The following is a 7,117-nucleotide window of genomic DNA, read 5'->3' as shown; positions in this document are numbered from 1 at the left end:
AGAAGTGTTAAATCGAGCAAACTTAAGTATCCCGTTAAAAAGAAAAATGCCGGTCAGCTTAACTGACCGGCATTAGGCCGAAGCCGCCTTGTTAGTATTACTGATATCAGAAGTTAACGGTTAAATCTGCTGAGCAGGAGTCAGTACCTGCCAGGCATATTTTATAGGTTACCGTTGCCGCCTGCGAATTAAAGCGATCACGATAGCGGCCATTGGCGCTGGTGGTATCGATTAATTGACTGTCGCGGTAAATATCAACCGAGTCTGCTGTTCCGGTCCAGCGCAGGTCAACGATAGTTGAACCGGTGCGGGTACGGATTGAACGATGTAACGTTAGTGATAAGTCACTGTCAGCTTCGCTAACACTAACCGCTTTCGTTACTGTGTGGCTTAAGCCGGTAACGTCGGTGGCGGTTAGGCTAACGTTGTAGCTACCTGCGGCTGCATAGCTGTGTGTAACGTTGGCATCGCTTGAACTGGTGCCGTCACCAAAATCCCAGCTCAGGCTCTGAATATCATTGTTTGCATCAGTTGACATGTCGGTGAAGCTGGCAGTTAAACCCGATACCGTGAAACTAAAATCGGCAACCGGAGCCACCGGATCTGGCCCGGTATCACCATCGGTCAGTGCTGTGATGGTCAGATCCCAGCTATTTAAGGTACCAGTGTCAAGACCTGCATTGTCAGATACCAATAAGGTCCAGTCGCCCTGCATAGCTTCGCCGTTAAAGGCAGATGTTTGCCAGTTTTGTATCAGATCGTCCTGATTACCGCCGCTGCGATTGTGCAGTGTATGCTCCGTGCCTTCTGGTGAGCGCAGTTTTACCAGTAAGTCACCTTGCCAGGTGTGTGTAATGTTTACACCCACATTGGTGCCAAACACAAAGCCGGCTTGCGGTACATTTATAACGCTGCTGATCCCCTCAGCATTATTGTCCGGGATTGCAACAGGCGTGGTATTGTCATACTCATAATCCTGCAGGCCTTGTGGCAGAACGCTCAGGCTGGCATTAACCGATTTAACTAACTCACCAGTGGCTACATCGGTACCGGTAACGGTGAATTGGTAATTACCCCATGGCGTATCGGCTGCAGTAGTGACATCCAACGTCAGGGTTTGACCTGGCTGGCCGCTGCTGGCAGATAAACTAACACCGGCTAATGCTGGCTGAACATCAACGCTTAATGCTACATCGCCCATCCAGTCTGAAACATTACCGATATCCAACGTATATTGCGCGCTGTCGCCAGCGGTAATTTGTTGGGTTCTTGGCGTTAGCGACAGTTTAAATGTTGGGGTCGGATCTGCTTCGTCCAGCGCATTTACCAGGTTTAGTCGTTTACCTGATACGGTTTTACCTTCCAGCGCCGGCAATGCATCACCGGAATCCATCAGTATGGCTTTCATTTCTGCCGGAGTCAGATCCGGATTAACCGACCATAACAGCGCTGCAGCGCCTGCTACATGAGGAGACGCCATCGAGGTGCCGGAGTAACTGGCATAACCGTTACCTGGTACTGTCGATAAGATGGCTGAACCTGGCGCACCTAAATCAACAGACGTTGCACCGTAGTTTGAAAATCCTGACATGGCATCATTACGGTCAGTAGAGGCCACTGACACTATGACGTCCAGGTCATAGGCTGCCGGATACATAGGGGTAGAATCAGCATTACCACCATCGTTACCGGAGGCGGCAATAAACAATATGCCGGCATCGCCCGCAGATTCTATCGCCGCTTTTAAGGTTTCAGAGAAACCACCGCCGCCCCAGGAGTTATTGGTCGCTTTAATATCAACACCGTGATTGATTTTCAGGTCAGTAAAGTAGTTGATACACTCAATGGCTCCGGCAGTGCTGCCACCACTTGGGCCTAAAAACTGACAAGGCAGCAGCGTAACGTTCCAGTTAACGCCGACAACACCAGTACCGTTGTTGCCAGAAGCACCGATAGTGCCAGCAACATGGGTACCATGGCTATCGCTATCCATTGGGTCCAATTCAGCGTTTAACGTAGAGTAGCCGTAAGTGCTACCAGGCAATGAACCCGGATTAACCCAGCGGTTATCAATCAGATCAGGATGGTTGTAATCCATACCGGTATCAATAATACCTATAATAATGTCCTGGCTACCAGTGGTAATATCCCAGGCATCGACTGCTTTAATGTCTGCACCGGCAGTACCACCTGACTGACCAGTATTGTGTAAACCCCATAAATCGCCAAAGCTTGGATCATTTGGCGTGGCCAGCGCTTTTAATGGAAAGTCCGGCTCAGCAATTTCAATGGCCGGATGTAAAGTCAGCTTTTTAATCAGTTTGTCTCTGTCAGCACCCTTAGGTAGCGTTACTTTGACAATTCTGCCATCGGCAACATAACGTAGCTTCATATCACGGCCATTGTCATCCAGCTGGCGTAAGCTGGCACCGCTACCTTTAACCGCGTCAATACGTTCTTGTTTGCCGACACCCGGCTTAAACATTACCAATATTGCGTCTTCTCCCGGAACAGCTGCAGCAACTGCTGAAACTGAAGCAAGGCTTGCCGCTATGGCAAGTGCGATAAGATTTTTTCTCATCATAGTTATTATCCATTTTTAATTAAGTGTTAAACATATGTTCCAAGTGTTGCTCAATAATGGATAGCACGTGCTGCAGCATTGTTTAAACGTTTTTGTAAAAATAACCCGAAAGTATTAGTCATATAGGGTGGGTAAATGTAAACGGCATTCGCTATGTTACTGATATTCAGACTTATAATAAATGGCAATGTGTTAAGCCTATGTGAAAAAATAGGTGTTTATTCCTATTGCAGCTTTTGAACAGTGCTTTAGCCTAGGTCTGTAAATTAAGTGCGGGGTTAAAAGTGAATAAGATGTTGAAGTTGTCTGCAGTGGTGCTGTTTGCGCTGACAAGCTATCAGGTAAAAGCGGATGTATCGCTACAGTTTACTTCATTACTAGAACGCCACGCGCTGGCAAATGGGGTTGATATTGCCCAATTTGGCGATTTAAACGTTGCAGATGTTACTCAGACAGGACAGGGACACTACGCGGTGTTGTTACAACAAGGCGTACTGAACCAAATTCTGTTGCAACAAACGGGGAGCGGAAACAGCGCGCAAATCAACCAATATGGCAGCAATAATTCTGCTCTGGTTGTTCAACATGGTGAAAATAACCAGATCCAGATCGAGCAGTGGGGAAACCGGCATTTTTCGATTGAGCAGTCCGGCGTCGGTGAAGCCATTTCTATAGTCCAGTACTAATACATAGTTCAGTACTAATGAAATACTAATAATAAGTTAGGGAGAATGTGATGAAACTGAGTTTTCCACGTAAACATATGTTGGGGTTAGCTATAGCGCTAGTTGTCAGTGGTCAGGCAATGGCTACCGGTAATGAAGCAATTATCAATCAGACATCAACTTCTGTGGCTGAAGGTAACACTGCTGAAGTAACACAGAGCGGCGATATTAACCTGGCCGTTGCTGAGCAAAATGGTGCCTTAAATACCACAGCTATCAGCCAGACCGGTGTATGGAATGAGGCCTATACTCTAAGTTCAGGTGATGATAACCAAATACGCATTGAGCAAGCTGACGACTGGCATATCAGTACCGTAGAAATTGCCGGGCAGGAAAATACTGCTACCGCAACACAAAGCGGTTTTTTTAACCAGGCTCAAGTGTTAGTAGACGGCAATGCCAATGATGCCGCTGTAACTCAGGCCGGCGACCTTAATGAAGCCATCGTTACTTTAACCGGTAACACTAACCTGGCAGAAATCGAACAAAATGGTGACAGCAACTGGGCAAATGCCGGTTTTGTTGGCGATGAAAATGAATTAAGTGTGCTGCAAGAAGGCAATAGCAACGAAGCTGGCATGTTTAATCTTAGCGGCAATGCCAATATCTTCGCGTCTGAACAATACGGCGACGGCAACGTTGGTGGTATTGTTGGTGTACAGGGCGACAATAATGACATCGCGATACTTCAGGATGGCAATGCTAACGTTTTTATTGCCTTTGACGTCAATGGTAACAATAACCTGGTTGATGTCTTTCAGCGTGGTGACGGTAACGAATTTTTGCTCGACCCGCTGGCTGGCAATGACAACGTGGTGGCAATCGATCAACGTGGTAACGGTAATGTGATTGAAGCTCCACTGGGTTTGGTTGGTAACGATAACCAGATTGATGTCTGGCAAAACGGTGACGGCAACAGTGCTTTCTTTGCTACTGTTGGTGATGGTCACAATGTCGAAATCCATCAGCATGGCAACGGCAATATCAATGAAATGGTATTGGTTGGGGCAAATAACATCGGTAACATTTACAGTAATGGCGATAACAATATTGCCGGTATCGGCCTGAATGGCACCGGTAACCTGGCTGAAATTCGTCAGATGGGCGATGATAACTTTGCCGTAGTTGATGTTATCGGTGATGACAACACCTTTGATATTGAACAAAGCGGTGTAGAAAACACCACACTCTTTACCAGTGAGATGGCTGTGTCTGCAAACAGCGCCACAGTTAAGCAGGACGGTGGTATTAATCTGGTTGATATTTTACTGGCCGGCAACGCTAATAGCATTGATATATTGCAATCTGGCAGCGGTAACTGGGTTGCCGGTGACAGCGGCTATTTCGCCGTAACCGGCGATAATGGTTTGCTGAGCGTTACTCAGCAGGGCAATGACAACCTGGTATTAGGCAGCCAGGGTGGCAACAGCAACCTGATGTCAGTAACCCAGGTCGGTGATTTTAATACCGCTATTGTGGTACAAAACTAAGTTGTAGTAGGGCGGCGCAAGCCGCCTTTACCTTGTAGATCAGAATGAAAACATTTCTAACTCAGCTGTTTGTATTGCTGTTATTCAGTGTTCCGGCACTGGCGGATGATATCGCCTTGGGTGGTTTGGTGCTGGATCGTACCATTTCCCGTTTCGGAAAAGACTTTTCTTTCTATTACTCTGGCTATTGGCGTGATATGCCTGCGACAGAGGGCGTCACTGTGGTGATCTATGAGCAGGTTTATCCGCAGGCTGGCACCTTCCTTTGGGTTGAGATGAATCAGAAACGTATCTATCAGACCTATTTTGGCCGCCGCTACAATGATGTAAAACATATGGCTGAGCAAGCCGTGTTACTTAGCGTAAATGAACTGGCTAATATACAAACTGAAAAAATGTTAGGACAGAATGATCTGTCTGTGTGGTAAGGGGAATAATAATAATGAAACTGATGTACCTCTTGTTGTTTGCATGCAGCTTTGTGGCAAGTGCCACTGAGCTGGTTTATACGCCAATTAATCCCAGCTTTGGTGGCAACCCGCTAAACGGCAATTTTTTGTTGCAAAAGGCACAAAGCCAGAATGCGCACAAACCGGAAGATCGCGGTTTGTCATTTATCGAAAAATTTCAGGATGCTTTGGAGCGTAATATTATTAACTCGCTTACACGCCGTATTGCAGATGGCGAGTTAGTTGAAGGTGTGTATAACACCGGCGAGTTTTTAATTGAAGTGCAAAACGGTACTGACGGCAGTGTAATCGTCAACATTACCAATTTGGAAACCGGTGAAATAACCGTCATTACTATTCCGGTTATTGGGGGCTAAACATGAAAATTGCATTACTCATGACAGCCTTGCTACTGGGCGGTTGTTCTATGGTGCCTAAACCAGAATTAAACATTACACCTGCAGCTATCGATAGCATTAGTCCGCTAATGCAACAATTACAACAACAGGGAACACCGCGCTCGGCGATTCCGGTATCGGTATACGCGTTTCGCGACCAAACTGGGCAGTATAAACCGCAGGCCAACGTATCAAGTTTTTCTACCGCGGTAACGCAGGGGGCCACCTCGGTACTGACTCAAATTTTACTCGACAGTGGCTGGTTTGCCCCGCTGGAGCGGGAAGGGTTACAAAATCTGCTTACCGAGCGCAAAATTCAGGGTGCCAACAAAAAGTCGCAGGAATTGCCTCCTCTTAAAGAAGCCCGGCTGCTATTTGAAGGCGGTATTACCGGTTATGAAACCAATTTAACCACTGGTGGCATTGGTGCCGAGTACTTTGGTGTCGGAGCATCTGAGTTGTACCGGGAAGATCAGGTAACGGTATATCTGCGTGCTGTTGATGTGCATACCGGCCAGGTATTGTTGTCGGTGTCGAGCACCAAAAAGGTGTTTTCGCAGGAACTACGTGCCGGGCTGTTTCGTTACGTGGCGCTAAATCGTCTGGCTGAAGTTGAAGGCGGCTATTCAACCAACGAGCCGGTACAATTTTGTGTGCGTCAGGCTATGGAAGCGGCTGTGGCTGAAATAGTTGCGCAAGGGCAACAACGTGGCTTCTGGAAAGCTGACAGTCAAAATGCTTTAAATGACGCCGGAGCATCATAACGTGCTGAGCCTTGTTGTGAACGTAGCAACTCGACCCGGTTTCTGGCCTGTGTTTTACGAAAAATAGCCGACAAGTGGGCTTTGACAGTATGTGCACTAATATTGAGTTGCTCGGCAATTTCTTTATTACGTGCACCTTCTGCTACCAGTTGAATAATACGTTTTTCTTGTCTGGTCAGTAAATTACTGTCCGGTAACTTGGCAGATTGTTGTGCCAGGGCCAGTTTAGGTTTAAGCATTTCATCCAATAATTCAGACATAATTGGCCGGCTATAATACAGCTGGCCATTCATCATGGTTTTTAATGCCGTCAGCACCCGGTCAAGTTGTTCGTCGCGAAACACTACACCACGAATACCGGAATAAACGGCCATTTTTATGTCAACCATAGACCGCTCAGCCTGAAATAAAAAGCACGGCGCCTTTTTCTGCAGATACTGCAATTCAATCGACAAGCCTTTTTTATTTAAATCTGAGCTTAAATAAGGACAGGCAAATAAAGTACCGGCTTTTTGTTCGGCGGCAGCCATAAGCGCTATTCGGCTTTTTTGTTCAACTTGCAACCCAACTGATTGTGCCAGCAATACCAGACTATGCGGAGACTCCTGCTCCGTGATTACAACAAGTTTATTAAACTTATCCATCAGATAAACTTCCTTACAACCTAACTACATTGATACTGCTATCGCTTATACTGTACCCGCTGT

At 46.6% G+C, this 7,117-nt stretch carries 7 protein-coding genes; 5 read left to right on the top strand and 2 right to left on the bottom strand.

The features are described 5' to 3' along the window. Positions 1-106 precede the first annotated feature (106 nt). Positions 107-2,584: a S8 family serine peptidase gene (locus MN202_RS11370; protein ID WP_335736239.1), complete on the bottom strand. Its 2,478-nt coding sequence runs from the start codon at positions 2,582-2,584 to the stop codon at positions 107-109. Positions 2,585-2,877: 293 nt separating this feature from the next. Between MN202_RS11370 and MN202_RS11365 the strand changes: the two genes are divergently transcribed. The 5 genes from MN202_RS11365 to MN202_RS11345 are packed head-to-tail and all read left to right on the top strand — an operon-like array spanning position 2,878 to position 6,410. Then, entirely contained in the window at positions 2,878-3,270 is a 393-nt protein-coding gene (locus MN202_RS11365; RefSeq protein WP_335736238.1) for a curlin subunit CsgB, read from the top strand. A 50-nt stretch (positions 3,271-3,320) separates the two neighbouring features. Further along, positions 3,321-4,799 carry a hypothetical protein gene (locus MN202_RS11360; protein WP_335736237.1) on the top strand — a complete coding sequence of 493 codons (1,479 nt, stop codon included), beginning with the start codon at positions 3,321-3,323 and terminating at the stop codon, positions 4,797-4,799. A gap of 44 nt (positions 4,800-4,843) precedes the next feature. Beyond that, positions 4,844-5,227 (top strand): curli production assembly/transport protein CsgE, encoded by a 384-nt coding sequence (locus tag MN202_RS11355; protein WP_335736236.1) that lies wholly within the window; start codon positions 4,844-4,846, stop codon positions 5,225-5,227. A 14-nt stretch (positions 5,228-5,241) separates the two neighbouring features. Next, the gene (locus tag MN202_RS11350; protein ID WP_335736235.1) at positions 5,242-5,625 is read left to right on the top strand and encodes a curli assembly protein CsgF; all 384 of its coding nucleotides are present in this window, start codon (positions 5,242-5,244) and stop codon (positions 5,623-5,625) included. A 2-nt stretch (positions 5,626-5,627) separates the two neighbouring features. Further along, positions 5,628-6,410, top strand: coding sequence for a CsgG/HfaB family protein (locus MN202_RS11345; protein WP_335736234.1), 783 nt, complete (start codon positions 5,628-5,630; stop codon positions 6,408-6,410). On the opposite strand, the gene MN202_RS11340 is transcribed toward MN202_RS11345, so the two are convergent. After that, complete coding sequence (locus tag MN202_RS11340; RefSeq protein ID WP_335736233.1) at positions 6,377-7,054, bottom strand: response regulator transcription factor; 678 nt, start codon at positions 7,052-7,054, stop codon at positions 6,377-6,379. The two genes, MN202_RS11345 and MN202_RS11340, sit on opposite strands and share 34 nt — an antisense overlap. Positions 7,055-7,117: the final 63 nt, after the last annotated feature.

It is taken from the genome of Rheinheimera muenzenbergensis, from assembly GCF_036984005.1.
In the GTDB taxonomy this organism is placed as follows: domain Bacteria; phylum Pseudomonadota; class Gammaproteobacteria; order Enterobacterales; family Alteromonadaceae; genus Alishewanella; species Alishewanella muenzenbergensis.
Note: the sequence above shows the minus strand (reverse complement) of the source record. Positions and strands in the feature narration are given on the sequence as shown.

Coding starts and splice junctions, on each gene's coding strand:
- MN202_RS11370 (WP_335736239.1), bottom strand. CDS start 2,584: ATGATGAGAAAAAATCTTATCGCACTTGCCATAGCGGCAAGCCTTGCT.
- MN202_RS11365 (WP_335736238.1), top strand. CDS start 2,878: ATGTTGAAGTTGTCTGCAGTGGTGCTGTTTGCGCTGACAAGCTATCAG.
- MN202_RS11360 (WP_335736237.1), top strand. CDS start 3,321: ATGAAACTGAGTTTTCCACGTAAACATATGTTGGGGTTAGCTATAGCG.
- MN202_RS11355 (WP_335736236.1), top strand. CDS start 4,844: ATGAAAACATTTCTAACTCAGCTGTTTGTATTGCTGTTATTCAGTGTT.
- MN202_RS11350 (WP_335736235.1), top strand. CDS start 5,242: ATGAAACTGATGTACCTCTTGTTGTTTGCATGCAGCTTTGTGGCAAGT.
- MN202_RS11345 (WP_335736234.1), top strand. CDS start 5,628: ATGAAAATTGCATTACTCATGACAGCCTTGCTACTGGGCGGTTGTTCT.
- MN202_RS11340 (WP_335736233.1), bottom strand. CDS start 7,054: ATGGATAAGTTTAATAAACTTGTTGTAATCACGGAGCAGGAGTCTCCG.